The following is a 12,198-nucleotide window of genomic DNA, read 5'->3' on the forward strand; positions in this document are numbered from 1 at the left end:
GGAGGCTTCGGCCGGATAGCTGGCGAAGCCTCCCATTTGAAAGGGCGCATCCGATGCCTGCGCCTCCGGATGCCTGAAACGGGTGATGCCGCCCTCAAACCAAGCGACAGACTGACGGCTGACGAGCCGTCGGTCTTTCGTCGCACTGCGCACGTTGCTGTCCGTATCAACATTGTTAGACTGCGGACACCTTCCCCGCCCATGTACTCACCATTCAGGACAGCGACATGACCGAATGCGCCCTGACATTCACCAGTCAGATCGAATGGGAAAACTGGTTGGGGCAAAACGGCAGCACGTCGGCCGGAACATGGTTGCGCCTCGCGAAAAAAGGGACCGGGCGGCGAACCCTCACCTACGAACAGGCATTGGAAAGCGCCCTCTGCTATGGCTGGATCGACGGTCAAAAACGGGCCGAGAGCGAGCAATACTGGTTGCAACGCTTCACCCCGCGCTCCGCAAGAAGCATCTGGTCCAAACTCAACACGGACCGGGCGGAAGCGCTGATCGCCGCAGGCAGAATGCGCCCGCCCGGCTTGTGCGAAATCGAGAAGGCCAGAAAGGATGGCCGCTGGCAGGCTGCCTATACGTCGCCCAGCAACTCGGCCGTGCCGGACGACCTGCTGGCGGCTTTGGACGCCAATCCGGAAGCCCGCACGTTTTTCGCAACACTGAACAGCCGTAATAGATATGCCATCCTGTATCGGATACAGCATGCCAAGAAGCCGGAAACACGGGCGCGCAAAATCGGGGAATTCATCGACATGCTGAATCGCGGCGAAACCATCCATCCATAGATTTTTCGCTGACGGGAATGGCGCGAAATGGGGCAACTCGCCCTTCACTGCCGCTTCGGCTCGGCAGCCGGTAACGCAACGCGCAACCCTGAAGGCGCAGCGACTGGGGGTGAACCATGGACCAAGGCGGAGACTTCATCGTGCGCACCATGTCGGCCGACGAGGTCGCCATGGCGGTCGAATGGGCGGCTGCAGAAGGCTGGAACCCCGGCCTGCACGATCCTGCCTGTTTCAGGGAAACGGACCCTGCCGGGTTCTTCGTCGGCGTATGGCGCGGCGAGCCGGTCGCGTGCATTTCTGCAGTTGCCTACGACGAACGCTTCGGCTTCATCGGCCTCTATATCGTGAAACCCGGGTTTCGCGGCAAAGGCTTCGGCATCCGAACCTGGCAGCACGGCATGCGTTACCTCGGAGACCGTAACATCGGGCTCGATGGTGTCGTGGCCCAGCAAGCGAACTACGGGAAGTCCGGATTCGAGCTTGCGTACCGCAACATCCGCTACGAGGGGCGCGTGGACGGCATCGGGTGCGCGCACGTGGCGGCAGCGGCCGACGTACCCTTCGAGCAGTTGCTTGCCTACGATCGCCAGTGCTTTCCCGTGGCGCGCGAGCGTTTCGTCTCCGCCTGGATCGGGCAGCCGGATGCCGTTGCGCTCGCGACGATGGACGCCGGCCGTGTCGCCGGTTACGGTGTCGTGCGCCGTTGCAGGACGGGCTGCAAGATCGGCCCGCTTTTCGCCGACGACGCGGGCGTCGCCACCGGGCTGTTTCGCGCGCTGGCGGCGCGCATGCCCGGCGAGGTCATCGTGCTCGACGTGCCGGAAACGAATCCTGCGGCCGTCGCGCTGGCCGAGCGGCACGGCATGACGAGCGTGTTCGAAACCGCTCGGATGTACACGAAAGACCCACCGGCGATAGCGATCGACCGCGTGTTCGGGGTGACGTCGTTCGAGCTGGGGTGATCGTCACGGACATGGCGGTGGGCGAATTCGGGAAATTGACATCGCCATCAAAACTAATAGAATTAGGTTTTTGACTAATTCGAGTAGCATCCGCCATGGCACGCGCCGGCATCACCCTGGACAAACTCGTCGAAGCCGGCGCGCAACTCGCCGATGAAACCGGCTTCGAGCACCTGACCGGTGCGGCGCTCGCGCGTCACTTCGACGTCAAACTGGCCAGCCTGTACTCCCACATCCCGAGCTTCGACGACCTCAAGAGCCGCATCGCACTCTTCGCGCTGAAGGAGCTCGCCGATCGCGCGACCGACGCCTTGGCCGGCCGCACCGCCAAGGACGCGCTCACCGCGCTCGCCAACGTCTATCGCGACTACGCCCGCGAGCACCCCGGTCGCTTCGCTGCCGCGCGCCACCCGGTCAGCGCCGAACGCGCCGCCGAAAGCGCGGGTGGCCAGCTCGTCAGGATGACCTCGGCCGTGCTGCGCAGCTACGCCATTCCGGAAGCCGAGCAGGCGCATGCGATCCGCCTGCTCGGCGGCTTTTTCATGGGCTATGTCACGCTCGAAAGCGCGGGCGGTTTCGCGCACAGCGCACCGGCTTCCGACGTGTCGTGGTCGCGCAGTCTCGATGCGCTGGACGTGATGCTGCGCCACTGGCCTGCTGCCACATGACTCGCCCAACGTCCAACGGAACCGAATCGATGAAAGACAAACCCGACGGCGTCGCCCTGCCGAGCCGCGTCGTCCCCTTCCCGACGTCGATCAGCGACGAAGCGCGAACCGCGTTGGAACGACTGGTCGGCAGCGACGGCGTGCCGCTGAACGCGCTGCACGTGATGCCGCCGCCGGACGATTTCGATGCATGGATGCGTGTGAAGGCAGCCGCCGACGCGCACTACGCGGCGGCCATCGAGCAGTTCGGCGGCTATCTGCGTTCGAGCGTGGAGACGATCCGGGCCGGCGCGGCGGACGTGCATGTCGCCACGCCCGAAGCTGCGGCGTCCGGCGAATGCGCGTACATCGAACTGCACGGCGGCGCGCTGGTGCTCGGTGGCGGCGCCGCGTGCCGCGCCGGCGCGCAGATGCAAGCCGACCGGCTCGGCATTCGGTGCTACGGCGTCGACTATCGCCTGCCGCCCGAGCATCCGTATCCGGCCGCGCTCGACGATTGCATCGCGACCTATGCGTATGTGCTGGAGCGCTACGCACCGGAAAATATCGTCATCGGCGGACGCTCGGCGGGCGGCAACCTCGCCGCCGCGATGGTGCTGCGCGCCCGCGACGAAGGCTTGCCGCTGCCGGCCGCGCTGGTGCTGCTGTCGCCGGAAGTCGACCTGACCGAATCCGGCGACAGTTTCGAAACCCATCGCCTCGTCGATGTCGTGCTGCCGGCGTCGCTGATGCCGAACAACCTGCTCTACGCGAACGGCGCGGATCTCGCGCATCCGTATCTGTCGCCGCTGTTCGGCGATTTCTCCGCCGGTTTCCCGCCGACCTTCATCCAGAGCGGCACGCGCGACCTGTTCCTGTCGAACGCGGTGCGCCTGCATCGCGCGTTGCGGCGCGCGCAGGTGCCGACCGAGCTTCACGTTTTCGAAGGGATGCCGCATGGCGGGTTCATGGGCGCGCCCGAGGACAGGGAACTGAGCGAGGAGATCGCGCGTTTCGTGCATGCGCATTTGCCGGCATCGGACGTCGAATTGAATCCGTCGAGCGTCGACCGATGAACGGGCAACGCGATCCGCACAACGCACCGACCTAGATGACCCCGCGCACGCCCGCGACCACCTGAATCACGCCGAATACCGCGATCACCGCGGCCGACACGCGCGACAGCCCGTGCATGAACGCGAGCGACATCTTCGTGCGCAGCGCGGCGGTCGTGCCGCTCAGGCATAGCCACCACGTCGCGGAACCGATGAACACCCCGGCGACCATCAGCGCCACGGCCGGCCACACCGCCCCTTCCCGCGCCCCCGACAGCGGGCCGAGTGCCGCGAAAATCCCGACGAACGACAGGATCGTCATCGGGTTCGACAGCGTCAGGCCGAACGTCGTCACGAAATCGCGCAGGACGGTCGTGCGCGGCAGGTCGCGCTGCGCCGTCGACGCGGCCGGCGCCTGGCGCGCGATGGTCCACGCCAGCCACACGAGAAACGCGCCACCGCCGATTTTCAGGCCGACGGTCAGCATCGGGAACGCCGTGACGATACCGGCGATGCCGAGCGCGCCGAGCAGGCCGTAGATCGCATCGGCGCACGCGGCGCCGACGCCCGTCGCGAATCCCGCCTGAAAGCCGCGGCTCAGGCTGCGCTGGATGCACAGCATGCCGATCGGCCCGACCGGCACCGCGATCGATAGCCCCATCACGACGGACTTGATGAACAGCATCGCCTGCTCCTTGCGACATGTAACGTGTTGAACAGGCATCGTAGGGAAAGTCCCGTCATTGCTGAATGCGGTTTTTAAGGAAAAATGGCCGCTCCGCCTTAAAAATTTCCGCCGCGATGGACGATCTGGACTGGAAGGTAGTGACGCTGTTGCAGGCCAACGGCCGCATCAGCTACACGGAGCTGGCGCGCCAGGTGCACCTGTCGGTGCCGGCGGTGACGGAGCGCGTGAAGCGCCTCGAAGCGGCCGGTATCGTCGAGGGCTACACGGCCCGGATCAATCCTGCCGCGGCCGGCTATCCGGTCAGCGCACTGATCGGCATCACGGTGCCGCAACCGGCAAAAGCAAAATTCCTCCGGTTGCTGGAGACCATTCCCGAAGTCGTCGAATGCCATCACGTGACGGGCGCGGACTCGTACATGATGCGGCTCGCCGCGCTCAGCATGACCCATCTCGAACAACTGATCGAACGCATCAACCTGTACGGCGAAACGCGCACGTCGATCGTGATGTCGACGCCGCTGCCCGCACGCGGGTTGGCGCGGCCGCCGTCGCAGCGCGACGTCGTTCGCGATTGACACATCTGGAGGCCCCGTCCGATCCGCTTCCCGCAGGGGATCATCAAGCCATTCTGGTTGGCGGTAACCGGAAGCCGATTGGTCGGTTGGCCGGTTACCGCCGTAACGATCTCAATCGATCGGCTACTTGCCCAGGCCCCCCAGGCCGCCCAGCAGGCCGCCCACCAGCCCCGTAACGGGTGCGAGCGGGTTGGAAAGACCACCCAACGGTGAGCCGCCGCCGGTGCCGCCCGTGCCGCCCGTGCCCGTCGTGGAACCGTTGTGGACGATCGCCGTATTACCGCCGACCACGCTCGTCACCAGGCCCGCGACGGGCACCGCGCCGTTCGCGCCGCCCGGGTTCACGAGGCCGCCCGCATTGGTCACGGTGTTGCCGACCGCGCGCACGAGGTCGCCGACGCCGCCGACCAGCGGCTGGGGCGACGTGGACGTCACCTTCCATCCCGCCGACGTGATCGCGCCGCCGATCTGTCCGAGCAGGCCCGCGACGGGCTGCCCGAGGCCGGTCGCCGTGCCGACCTGCTGCGTGACCTGGCCGACGGTCGTGACGAGCGGCGTGATCGCCGTGCTGATCGCCTGCGTCGTCTGCTGAACCGGGCCCGACGACAGCGCCGCGCCGAGCATGGTGCCGCCCGTCTTGAGGCCGCCGGCAACGGTGTCGAGCAGGCCGCCGACCGGCGTCGTGAGCGGCGCCAACGGCGACAGCGGGCCGGTGCCGAGCGCCTTCACCGTGTCGCTGAGGCCGGTGACCGGGTTGCTGATCGAGCCGACGATAGAGCCCAGCCCGGCGACCGTCGTGCCGACCGGGTTCGCCGTGAAGCCGATCTGACCAATGCCGTTGCTCACGGCGTTCGACGTGTCGCGGATGATCGTGCCCGCGCCCGCGACCGTGTTGCCAAGGCCGGTGGTCACGCCCTTGGTCGGTCCCGGCGGGCTCTCGCCGGAAATCGTGGCGCCTGCGTCGATGACGACCGCGCCGACGGCGCTGATGATGCCGTTCGTGCCCGGGGTGCCGCTTGTGCCGCTTGTGCCACCGATTCCGCTCGTACCGCTGGTTCCGCTCGTGCCACTGGTTCCACTCGTACCGCTGGTTCCACTCGTCCCGCTGGTTCCGCTCGTCCCGCTGGTTCCACTCGTCCCGCTGGTTCCACTCGTCCCGCTGGTTCCACTCGTCCCGCTGCTTCCACTCGTGCCGCTGGTTCCACTCGTCCCGCTGGTTCCGTTCGTCCCGCTGCTTCCACTCGTCCCGCTGCTTCCACTCGTGCCGCTGGTTCCACTCGTGCCGCTGGTTCCACTCGTGCCGCTGGTTCCACTCGTGCCGCTGGTTCCACTCGTCCCGCTGGTTCCACTCGTCCCGCTGCTTCCACTCGTCCCGCTGGTTCCGCTCGTGCCACTGGTCCCGCCCGTGCCGCTCGTACTCGTCCCGATCGTGTTGCCACCCGGCTTCGGCGCCGTAACATCGCTGCCGCCACACGCCGCCAGCGCGCAAGCCGCCGCAATGGCTGCGACCGCAACGTTCGCCTTGATGAAATGATTTTGCATGGAAGCCCCCGTTCGCTTTTTAGCTCGATCATCCCGACAAGCACCTATCGTGCCATTGCGATCGGCATCAACGTCGACTTCACGCCCACGCCGGACTGCCCTGTTCCAACGGCCGTCCGGGGCCCGACGCCTCGCATCCGGGCTCGCCTTCATCAGCGAGATCGAGCCTTGCGTTCCGGGTAACGCGTGCGTAACGCAGGCCCCGCGTTACGTAGCATCCCGCGGTGAAAGTGCCGGCATCGCTCGATGCAGGACCGGCCGCGGCCGGCCGTCACCCGTACACGGCGATACCACACGTCCGCACCCGCTTGCCCATGACGGCCCGTCACACGATCAACGTCGCACCGGCCCACGCAATCAGCACGACGCCCAGCGCGCGCCCGACACGTTCGCCGCCGGGCAGGATCTTCTCCGCGAACACGAAGAGCGACAGCGCGGCGATCCACACGACGTTCATCACGCCGCCGACGAACAGCAGCGCCATCAGCAACCAGCAGCAGCCGATGCAAACCATGCCGTGCCGCGCGCCAAGCAGGAAACCGCCGGTGACGCCCGGACGCCAGTGCGCGACCAGGAACCCGGCCGGCGCCCGGCATTGCCGAAGGCACGCGCGTTTCAGCGACGAGAATTGATAGAGCCCGGCGAGCGCCAGCACGATCGCGGAAAGGACGGCGCTCTTCGACCACAGCATCATCGCGGAGATCAGCCCGGCCGGCTGCAGCATCGCCTGAAGCAGCGCCGCGCCGATCGAGAACGCGAGCCATGCGGCCAGGTAGCCGGCCAGCAGCGACAGCGACGTGAACGCCGAACCCGCCCCGTCCACGCCGCGCTGCCGCAGCACCCGCCGGTACAGCATCACGAGCGGCGCAGCGCTGGGCGTCATCATCGCGATCATCATCACCCACCACATCACGATCACGGTGGGCAGCGACGGATCCATGCTGCCCATGGCGCCCTTCAGGCGATGCGGAAAGAGCGCAACGGCGGTCATGTCCAGCGCCGACATGCCGGTTCCCGCGCCCGTCAAAAGATAGAACCAGCACAGACCGACGAGCGACGCGATGCCGAGCAGCGTGATGACGCGCTCGCGCCCGAGCCAGTGGTCGACGGGAGTCATGCCGCGACGCGATGCCTGACCACCCCGTGGTTGTTCAGGTGCAGCCGCGCGAACTGCGCATAGCTGCCGTCGAGGGTCAGCGGGATGTGGCCTTGCGAGCGCGACGTGCCCGAGCCGATTTCGGCCAGCTCGTATTCGAAGCCGTGCGGCAGGTCGATTCGCGCGCGATGTTCGGCGCCCGACACCGGATTGAGGATGGGTTCGCCCGCGAGGTCGAACACGCCGTCGACGTGAATCCGGCCACGCCGCGCATCGACATCGACGTCGAAATCGATCTTCGCGAAGATCGGATCAAACGCCTGCTCGAGCGTCGAAGCGTAGACCGAGAACATCGTCGCAAACGGATCGGTATCCTGACCAGTCATGATCTTCAGCACAGCCTCGCGCTGGGCCGGGCCGGCGCGCTCGTCGACGATCGGCTGGCACCGGCCCCGTCCCTCGTGGACGGCCCCCGGCCACTCGAACACGACCGCGATCCTGACGCCGTCGAGCACCACGTCGCCGTAGTGGCCGCTGTCGATCTCAATCGCCCCCATCGCCGCACAATTCCCATGGGTCGGCAGCGCATTGAACTGGCACGGGCAACCGTATGAGCAATTGCAATTCATCAATTCGGTGCCCTGAATCTCCCACGGCGTCATGGCTCCACCTCGCGCTCGGCTACACAGGAATGTTTCGAATCTAGTGCACGGCACAGGGGAAATCAAAGCCGTCGTGGCGGCCCGAATCGACGCATCAAAACCGCCAGTCAAGCGCGCGTGGAAGACGTTTCGACACGCCCGTGCAAGACCGCACCGGCGGACGTCGGCGCATGCGAATCCTGCACGAAGCTCACACGACCAGCGACGCGACGATCGCACACCACAACGCACTCGCGCCGCACAGAAACACGCGTCGCGCGACGAACATCCTCGATTCGTCGTCGGGGGTCTTCATCGGCGACGTGGCGAGAAACGGCACGCTGACGAGGCACGCGAACCCGGCCAGCGCCGGCAGGATCACGACGTAGTCGCCGAACCGCCACGGCAGCGGCTCGTGCCAGCCCCAGTAGCCGAGAAACAGCATGCCCATCGAGAACATCGTCGCGGCGGCCGAACTGAGCGCGACCACCGATCCCGTCGGAAATTGCATGGGAGCCTCCCCTCGCGCGGCGTGCGCGACGCCGGACCATTATCCGGGCACGGCAGGAAAAAAGCACAACGACGGCCGATGGATGGCAACGCTCGTACCCGCGTGCGAGCCGACCAGCGCGTCGACGGAGCGGAACCCGATCCTGTCGGGCGGTTGCGCCTGCGGCGCGGAGATCCGAGGCGACGCTGACGATTGCGGCGATGCCGCATGAATGATCGTTGTCACGGATTGACAGCGACCGGTTTCGCGTAACGGAAGCGCCCGCCTTCAACCCGGCTTCTTCGCGGCCTGCATGACGGAGATCCAGCCCACCAGCGCCGCGGCGACCCAGCCGCACGCGATCATCAGGTCGAGATCCATCCAGCCTTCGAAGTTCGTGCTGTTTTCGAAACTGCAGCGCTGATGGCCCCTGACCCACACGCAGCCATTGATGAACTGCTGGATGTGCATATAAACGCTGTAGACGGCGAAGGCCGACGCAATGACGGTGAGCCGCAAACGAACGTGCTTTTTCATGTGACGCGGGTGCCGGTGGGAAAGCCTGTGCCGATCTTACGGCAACGGCAAGCTGCCCGGCAATCCGTCGCATCCTGGATCGCCCGGATGCCCGCTGCTCACCCGTCGATCGGCCTGATCGTCCTCAGGCAGTCCGCCGCCAGTTGCTGATAGATGCGCGTGCCGTTCGCCTTCGCGTCGATCTCCGCGTCGCTCAGCCGCCGCACGACGCGCCCCGGCACGCCCGCGAGCAGCACGCCGCGCGGCACGTCGTAGCCGGCCTTCACGAACGCGCACGCGGCGACGATCGTCGTCGCACCGATCGTCGCGCCGTCCATCACGACCGCATTCATGCCGATCATCGTGTCGGGTTCGAGCGTCGCGCCATGCACGATCGCGCCGTGGCCGACGTGGCTGTTGACGCCGAGCCGGCACGTCTCGCCGATCCCGACGTGCAGCACGCAGCCGTCCTGCACGTTGCTGCCGTCTTCGACGACGATCGCGCCGAAGTCGCCGCGCAGGCTCGCATGCGGGCCGATGTAACAGCGCGCGCCGATCGTTACGTCGCCGATCACGACCGCGCTCGGGTCGACATACGCGGACGGGTCGACGCGCGGGCGCATCCCGTTGAATTCGAACAGCGGCATCGGTCAGAGCGCCGCGGCCGCTTCCGGCACGAGCGTGAACAGGTCGCCGACCACGCCGTAGTCGGCCACGCTGAAGATCGGCGCGTCCGGGTCCTTGTTGATCGCGACGATCACCTTCGAATCCTTCATGCCGGCCAGGTGCTGGATCGCACCCGAGATGCCGACCGCGATGTACAGCTGCGGGGCGACGATCTTGCCGGTCTGGCCGACCTGGTAGTCGTTCGGTACGTAGCCCGCGTCGACTGCGGCGCGCGAGGCGCCGAGAGCGGCTTGAAGCTTGTCGGCCAGCGGCTCCAGCACCTTCGTGTAGTTCTCGCCGCTGCCGAGGCCACGGCCGCCCGACACGATGATGTTGGCGCTGGTGAGTTCCGGACGGTCCAGCTTCGTCACTTCACGGCTCACGAACTGCGACTTGCCCACATCGGCTGCTGCTTCGATCTTCTCGACCACGGCGCTGCCGCCTTCCGTTGCCACCGGATCGAACCCGGTCGCACGGACCGTGATGACCTTGACCGGATCGCCCGACTGCACCGTCGCGATCGCGTTGCCTGCGTAGATCGGGCGCTCGAACGTGTCGGCCGAATCGACTGCCGTGATGTCCGAGATCTGCGCGACGTCCAGCTGCGCGGCAATGCGCGGCGCGATGTTCTTGCCGTATGCCGTTGCCGGCGCAACGATGTGCGAGTAGTCGTTCGCGACGGTCATCACCGTCGCTTCGACGTTCTCGGCCAGACCGTCGGCCAGCTGCGGCGCATCGGCCAGCAGCACCTTCGACACACCGGCGAGCTTCGCCGCTGCATCGGCTGCCGCTTGCGCATTGTGTCCAGCAACGAGCACATGAACGTCGCCGCCGCCCACCACATTGAGCGCGTGTGCGGCAGCGACGGCATTCAACGTCGCGGCCTTGATCGACGTGTTGTCGTGTTCCGCAATCACCAGAATCGTCATTTCCTTCCGCTCCCTGTTACAGCACCTTGGCTTCGGTCTTCAGCTTCGCGACCAGCGTCTGCACGTCCGGCACCTTCACGCCGGCTGCGCGCTTCGGCGGCTCGTTCACCTCGAGCACCCTCAGGCGCGGCGTCACATCCACGCCGAGATCGTCGGGCTTCACGATTTCGAGCGGCTTCTTCTTCGCTTTCATGATGTTCGGCAGCGTCACGTAGCGCGGCTCGTTCAGGCGCAGATCCGTGGTGATGGCGGCGGGCAGTTGAAGCGACAGCGTTTCCGCTCCGCCGTCGACTTCGCGTGCGACCGTCGCACGGCCGTCGGCCACCACGACCTTCGAGGCAAACGTCGCCTGCGGCAAACCCGCCAGCGCGGCGAGCATCTGCCCGGTCTGGTTCGAATCGTCGTCGATCGCCTGCTTGCCGAGGATCACCAGTTGCGGCTGCTCCTTGTCGACCAGCGCCTTCAGCACCTTCGCGACACCGAGCGGCTCGACGCCTTCATTCGATTCGACGAGGATCGCGCGATCCGCGCCGATCGCGAGCGCCGTGCGCAGCGCTTCCTGCGCTTGCGCGACGCCGACCGACACGGCCACCACCTCAGTTACGACGCCGACCTCCTTCAACCGCACGGCCTCTTCCACCGCGATCTCGTCGAACGGGTTCATCGACATCTTCACGTTCGCGATGTCGACGCCCGTCCGGTCGGATTTCACGCCGACTTTCACGTTTGCATCGACCACGCGTTTCACTGCCACGAGCGCTTTCAACTGCCTGTCTCCTGTTCCGTTGCGTGCGCCGCGCCGCGTCAGCGCGCGGTAAAGCCACCGTCGATCACGAGCTCCGCGCCTGTGACGTAACGGCCCGCCGGCGACACGAGATACAGGATGCCGGCCGCGATGTCGCGCGGGCTGCCGATCTTCGCCATCGGCACGTGGGTCTGCATGTACTCGAAGGCGCGATCGGGGTCCTGCCCCATCTGGCGGAACGCGTCCTCGAGCATCGGCGTGCGGATGTAGCCGGGATGCACCGAGTTCGCACGGATGTTCTTCGCCGCGTACAGCATCGCGTCGACCTTCGCCATCATCCGCACCGCCGCCTTCGACGCGTGATACGCGGGCACGTCGGGCCCGCCGACGATCCCGTACATCGACGACAGGTTCACGATCGAGCCGCCGCCGGCCGCGTCGATATGCGGAATCGCCGCACGCGTGCACAGGAACACGCCGTTCACGTTGACGTCCTGCACGCGCTGCCACTGCGCGAGCGTGAGCTCGTGCGTCGGCACGTTGTGGCCTTCGATGCCCGCGTTATTCACGAGCACGTCGAGGCGCCCGAAGCGCGCGACGATCTCGCCGAACACGCGCGCCACGTCGGCCTCGTGCGTGACGTCGAGCGACCAGAACGCGGCCTGGCCGCCCTGCGCGCGGATTTCCTCGACCAGCGCTTCCGCCGGTTGCGACAGCACGTCGAGAATCGCGACGCTCGCGCCGGCGGCCGCCAGCGTGCGTGCGGTCTCCGCGCCGATGCCGCGCGCGCCGCCGGTGATCGCGGCCACCTTGCCGCGCAGGTCGAACAGGTCTTCGATGAGCTTCATG

15 protein-coding genes are annotated in these 12,198 nt (G+C 66.5%); 5 read left to right on the forward strand and 10 right to left on the reverse strand.

Annotated features, from left to right (window positions below; translation table 11 throughout):
• The first annotated feature begins 227 nt into the window (after positions 1–227).
• The 4 genes from LGM89_RS00400 to LGM89_RS00415 all read left to right on the forward strand — a co-directional run bounded on the left by LGM89_RS00400 (position 228) and on the right by LGM89_RS00415 (position 3,482).
• Positions 228–797, forward strand: a complete 570-nt coding sequence (locus LGM89_RS00400) for a YdeI/OmpD-associated family protein (protein ID WP_089496864.1) — start codon at positions 228–230, stop codon at positions 795–797.
• Between the two features lie 116 nt (positions 798–913).
• Positions 914–1,759, forward strand: coding sequence for a GNAT family N-acetyltransferase (locus LGM89_RS00405; protein ID WP_226271930.1), 846 nt, complete (start codon positions 914–916; stop codon positions 1,757–1,759).
• Positions 1,760–1,854: 95 nt separating this feature from the next.
• Positions 1,855–2,427: a TetR/AcrR family transcriptional regulator gene (locus LGM89_RS00410; protein ID WP_089496862.1), complete on the forward strand. Its 573-nt coding sequence runs from the start codon at positions 1,855–1,857 to the stop codon at positions 2,425–2,427.
• Positions 2,428–2,456: 29 nt separating this feature from the next.
• Positions 2,457–3,482: an alpha/beta hydrolase gene (locus tag LGM89_RS00415; protein ID WP_226271931.1), complete on the forward strand. Its 1,026-nt coding sequence runs from the start codon at positions 2,457–2,459 to the stop codon at positions 3,480–3,482.
• A 31-nt stretch (positions 3,483–3,513) separates the two neighbouring features.
• Here LGM89_RS00415 and LGM89_RS00420 read toward each other — a convergent pair whose 3' ends face one another.
• Entirely contained in the window at positions 3,514–4,146 is a 633-nt protein-coding gene (locus tag LGM89_RS00420) for a LysE family translocator (RefSeq protein WP_226271932.1), read from the reverse strand.
• 116 nt (positions 4,147–4,262) lie between these two features.
• On the opposite strand from LGM89_RS00420, the gene LGM89_RS00425 reads away from it, so the two are divergent.
• The gene (locus LGM89_RS00425; RefSeq protein ID WP_226271933.1) at positions 4,263–4,724 is read left to right on the forward strand and encodes an Lrp/AsnC family transcriptional regulator; all 462 of its coding nucleotides are present in this window, start codon (positions 4,263–4,265) and stop codon (positions 4,722–4,724) included.
• A 123-nt stretch (positions 4,725–4,847) separates the two neighbouring features.
• Here the strand turns inward: LGM89_RS00425 and LGM89_RS00430 are convergent, their stop codons facing one another.
• The 9 genes from LGM89_RS00430 to LGM89_RS00470 all read right to left on the reverse strand — a co-directional run bounded on the left by LGM89_RS00430 (position 4,848) and on the right by LGM89_RS00470 (position 12,197).
• On the reverse strand, positions 4,848–6,266 hold the full coding sequence (locus LGM89_RS00430) for a collagen-like triple helix repeat-containing protein (RefSeq protein ID WP_226271934.1): 1,419 nt from the start codon (positions 6,264–6,266) through the stop codon (positions 4,848–4,850).
• 325 nt (positions 6,267–6,591) lie between these two features.
• A complete protein-coding gene (locus LGM89_RS00435; protein WP_089496858.1) occupies positions 6,592–7,383 on the reverse strand; it encodes a DUF2182 domain-containing protein in 792 nt (263 codons plus the stop codon).
• Positions 7,380–8,024 carry a DUF1326 domain-containing protein gene (locus LGM89_RS00440; protein ID WP_226272462.1) on the reverse strand — a complete coding sequence of 215 codons (645 nt, stop codon included), beginning with the start codon at positions 8,022–8,024 and terminating at the stop codon, positions 7,380–7,382. The genes LGM89_RS00435 and LGM89_RS00440 overlap by 4 nt, the downstream gene beginning before the upstream one ends.
• Before the next feature lie 190 nt (positions 8,025–8,214).
• The gene (locus tag LGM89_RS00445; protein WP_043186617.1) at positions 8,215–8,514 is read right to left on the reverse strand and encodes a hypothetical protein; all 300 of its coding nucleotides are present in this window, start codon (positions 8,512–8,514) and stop codon (positions 8,215–8,217) included.
• 267 nt (positions 8,515–8,781) lie between these two features.
• On the reverse strand, positions 8,782–9,030 hold the full coding sequence (locus LGM89_RS00450; RefSeq protein ID WP_226271935.1) for a hypothetical protein: 249 nt from the start codon (positions 9,028–9,030) through the stop codon (positions 8,782–8,784).
• Positions 9,031–9,128: 98 nt separating this feature from the next.
• Complete coding sequence (locus LGM89_RS00455) at positions 9,129–9,656, reverse strand: transferase hexapeptide repeat family protein (RefSeq protein WP_226271936.1); 528 nt, start codon at positions 9,654–9,656, stop codon at positions 9,129–9,131.
• A gap of 3 nt (positions 9,657–9,659) precedes the next feature.
• Entirely contained in the window at positions 9,660–10,604 is a 945-nt protein-coding gene (locus LGM89_RS00460; protein ID WP_226271937.1) for an electron transfer flavoprotein subunit alpha/FixB family protein, read from the reverse strand.
• 16 nt (positions 10,605–10,620) lie between these two features.
• Positions 10,621–11,370 (reverse strand): electron transfer flavoprotein subunit beta/FixA family protein, encoded by a 750-nt coding sequence (locus tag LGM89_RS00465; protein WP_226271938.1) that lies wholly within the window; start codon positions 11,368–11,370, stop codon positions 10,621–10,623.
• A 38-nt stretch (positions 11,371–11,408) separates the two neighbouring features.
• Positions 11,409–12,197 carry an SDR family NAD(P)-dependent oxidoreductase gene (locus LGM89_RS00470; protein WP_089496852.1) on the reverse strand — a complete coding sequence of 263 codons (789 nt, stop codon included), beginning with the start codon at positions 12,195–12,197 and terminating at the stop codon, positions 11,409–11,411.
• Position 12,198: the final 1 nt, after the last annotated feature.

The sequence above is a fragment of the Burkholderia sp. AU31624 genome, assembly GCF_020420065.1.
Classification (GTDB): domain Bacteria; phylum Pseudomonadota; class Gammaproteobacteria; order Burkholderiales; family Burkholderiaceae; genus Burkholderia.

Coding starts and splice junctions, on each gene's coding strand:
- LGM89_RS00400 (WP_089496864.1), top strand. CDS start 228: ATGACCGAATGCGCCCTGACATTCACCAGTCAGATCGAATGGGAAAAC.
- LGM89_RS00405 (WP_226271930.1), top strand. CDS start 914: ATGGACCAAGGCGGAGACTTCATCGTGCGCACCATGTCGGCCGACGAG.
- LGM89_RS00410 (WP_089496862.1), top strand. CDS start 1,855: ATGGCACGCGCCGGCATCACCCTGGACAAACTCGTCGAAGCCGGCGCG.
- LGM89_RS00415 (WP_226271931.1), top strand. CDS start 2,457: ATGAAAGACAAACCCGACGGCGTCGCCCTGCCGAGCCGCGTCGTCCCC.
- LGM89_RS00420 (WP_226271932.1), bottom strand. CDS start 4,146: ATGCTGTTCATCAAGTCCGTCGTGATGGGGCTATCGATCGCGGTGCCG.
- LGM89_RS00425 (WP_226271933.1), top strand. CDS start 4,263: ATGGACGATCTGGACTGGAAGGTAGTGACGCTGTTGCAGGCCAACGGC.
- LGM89_RS00430 (WP_226271934.1), bottom strand. CDS start 6,266: ATGCAAAATCATTTCATCAAGGCGAACGTTGCGGTCGCAGCCATTGCG.
- LGM89_RS00435 (WP_089496858.1), bottom strand. CDS start 7,383: ATGACTCCCGTCGACCACTGGCTCGGGCGCGAGCGCGTCATCACGCTG.
- LGM89_RS00440 (WP_226272462.1), bottom strand. CDS start 8,024: ATGACGCCGTGGGAGATTCAGGGCACCGAATTGATGAATTGCAATTGC.
- LGM89_RS00445 (WP_043186617.1), bottom strand. CDS start 8,514: ATGCAATTTCCGACGGGATCGGTGGTCGCGCTCAGTTCGGCCGCCGCG.
- LGM89_RS00450 (WP_226271935.1), bottom strand. CDS start 9,030: ATGAAAAAGCACGTTCGTTTGCGGCTCACCGTCATTGCGTCGGCCTTC.
- LGM89_RS00455 (WP_226271936.1), bottom strand. CDS start 9,656: ATGCCGCTGTTCGAATTCAACGGGATGCGCCCGCGCGTCGACCCGTCC.
- LGM89_RS00460 (WP_226271937.1), bottom strand. CDS start 10,604: ATGACGATTCTGGTGATTGCGGAACACGACAACACGTCGATCAAGGCC.
- LGM89_RS00470 (WP_089496852.1), bottom strand. CDS start 12,197: ATGAAGCTCATCGAAGACCTGTTCGACCTGCGCGGCAAGGTGGCCGCG.